Annotated in this window: 1 protein-coding gene and 1 pseudogene; both read left to right on the forward strand. The window is 40.4% G+C overall.

Features of this window, described 5'->3' with window-relative positions; genetic code table 11:
• Positions 1-341 precede the first annotated feature (341 nt).
• Positions 342-749 (forward strand): GNAT family N-acetyltransferase, encoded by a 408-nt coding sequence (locus ACVPON_RS04710; RefSeq protein WP_462876674.1) that lies wholly within the window; start codon positions 342-344, stop codon positions 747-749.
• Positions 750-1,063: 314 nt separating this feature from the next.
• Positions 1,064-2,565 (forward strand): annotated as a pseudogene (locus ACVPON_RS04715) (IS3 family transposase); the annotation flags it as partial.
• Between the last annotated feature and the right edge of the window lie 64 nt (positions 2,566-2,629).

Consider the following 2,629-nt stretch of genomic DNA (forward strand, 5'->3'; position numbering starts at 1 on the left):
ATTAGGTTTTAGAGATAGAAGATAAGGGGAGAGGAAGATGAAAATGAGCCATCCTTGCTTCAAAAAAAGTGCTTAATAAACAAAGTGATATAAGAAAACGTTCATGCGTTTGACGTGTCCATAAAGAAAGCCTCCTTGTTCTAAGTGAGAGAGTGTGTTATACTGGGGGAAACACTCATCAGAAATCACATTCTAATACTCTTTAAAAATCAAAAGGATCCTTCGTCAACTTGCCTTGGTGAATGCTCGTTCTACCTTCGGCTTCGATTATAAGGAAATGAGCTAGTCTACTTTTGATTTTTATTGAGTATTAGATGATGAAAGATGGAAAGGAGAATACGATGTTTACTTATATGGCACAACCAAGTCTTGATATAAAAGCAGTACTGGCTCTCTATGAAGCAGTAGAATGGACCAATTATACTAGACAACCGGAGATGTTAGAGCAGGCATTGGACAATAGTTTATGGCTTATTGCTGCATTTGATGATGAAAAACTCGTAGGTCTGCTACGGGCTGTTGGTGATGGGTATTCGATTGTTTTTGTACAGGATCTGTTGGTTCTTCCGTCTTATCAGCGACTGGGGATCGGTCGCCAGTTAATGAAGAGGCTCCTAGCTAAGTATCCGAATGTCTACCAACTACACCTTTTGACAGGGCGGGAAGAAAAGACAATGGCTTTCTATGAATCTCTGGGATTTAAGGCAGCTGATGAATTGGACTGTCTAGCCTATACCTATGCTCCTTAAATATTCAAAAAGGTAGGATACCTTGGCAACTGAGAATCTGCGCTCTCGTTTCTTTTACAGATATGAAAAGCACATTATTCAGTAAAGACTTGCTTAAGCATTTGGGATATTCTGCCGGTTTGACCGCTTTTGTATCTAGAGCTTGATTCCTATAGAATAGGGATAGCCCATTAAAAATGCCTCACTCCTTATGATATACTCCCCATATAGTAGACAGTGAAAAAACAAAAATTCACTAGACACTATGATATACTCCCCATATAGTGGACAGTGAAAAAACAAAAATTCACTAGAAGCTAAAGGGGAGTTTTCACATGTCCAAAAGAAGTCCAAAGTCAGTTGAAGAAAAACTGGAGGTGGTTCAACTTTATCTGAATAATGGGAAGTCCGTAGGTTGTCTATCTAGAAAGTATGAAGTTGATTACTCAACGGTTAGAGAATGGATCCGCAAGTATAAACAAGACGGCATTGATGGTCTCATAGAAAGTCGAACCTGGAAGAAATACAGTCAAGAACTCAAGGAACAAGCTGTTCTAGACTATCTCAATGGACTAGGTAGTTTAGATGCCATTATTGAAAAGTACCATATTTCTTCAAATTATGTTCTCAGATCCTGGATAAGACGGTATACTAGTGGTAAAGAATTAACATCCACAAGTAAAGGACAAAGCCGTATGAAACAAGGACGCAAGACCACATTTGAAGAACGACTTGAGATTGTTACCTTCACAATCGCCCATGAAAAAGACTACCAAGCAGCTATTGAGAAGTTTGACATCTCCTATCAACAGGTGTATTCATGGGTACGTAAGTTTGAAAATGAGGGAGCTCAAGGGCTGGTAGATCGTAGAGGAAAGGGACTAGAAAGCAAGCGAAACCTCACTGAAGCTGAAGAACTTCAACTCAAAATCAAACAACTGCAAGAACGGAATCGTTATTTAGAAATGGAGAACGGTCTGCTAAAAAAGGTAGAAGAAATCAAACGGCGAAACCGTCGCTAAGAGCGGGAAAGCACCTAGAGAAGTTCCAAGCAATTAGCGATTACCATGATGAACACCCAGATAGTTCTATCTCTAACTTATGTCAGATTCTTAAGGTCTCACGTTCAGGCTATTATAAGTGGCTTAACCACAAAGAGACACAATCTGAACGGGAAAATAAAAAGATTATGGAGGCGATTAAAGAGCTCCACAAGTTCCATAATGGAATCCTCGGTTACCGTCGCATGACGACCTTCCTTAACCGCCGATTCGCCACCAAATACAATAAGAAACGGATTCGAAGACTCATGAAAATACTGGGTATTCGTTCTGTTATTCGACGTGTTCGCCACTCTTGTACGAAAGCTGGCGACAGATTCTACGCTGAAAATCTTCTCAATCGAGATTTTACCGCGACAGCACCGAATCAGAAGTGGTGCACAGATGTCACCTACTTACAATACGGTCTCGGTGCCAAGGCTTATTTGAGCGCTATCAAGGACCTCTACGACGGCTCTATTATCGCCTATGAGATTGGGCACACGAATGATAATCCCTTAGTCATGAGGACCATTAAGAAAGCTCTGGCAGCTAATTCAGGAGCGACACCGCTCATTCATAGCGATCGGGGCAGTCAGTACACTTCAAAGGAATATCGCTATTTTACAACACAGGCTGGCATCACTCTATCCATGTCACGAGTTGGGAAATGTATCGACAATGCACCAATTGAAAGTTTCTTTGGGCATTTCAAGACAGAGTCTTATCATTTCAAGAAATACAAGACCTATGAGGAGCTAGTCGCAGATGTGGAAAGCTATATCCAGTTTTATAGTTGTTTCGCTTTAACAAACGTGATAAAATAGACATATGACCTATAGTATTGATTTTAGAAAACGT

The organism is Streptococcus sp. 1F3 (assembly GCF_054968985.1).

Coding starts and splice junctions, on each gene's coding strand:
- ACVPON_RS04710 (WP_462876674.1), top strand. CDS start 342: ATGTTTACTTATATGGCACAACCAAGTCTTGATATAAAAGCAGTACTG.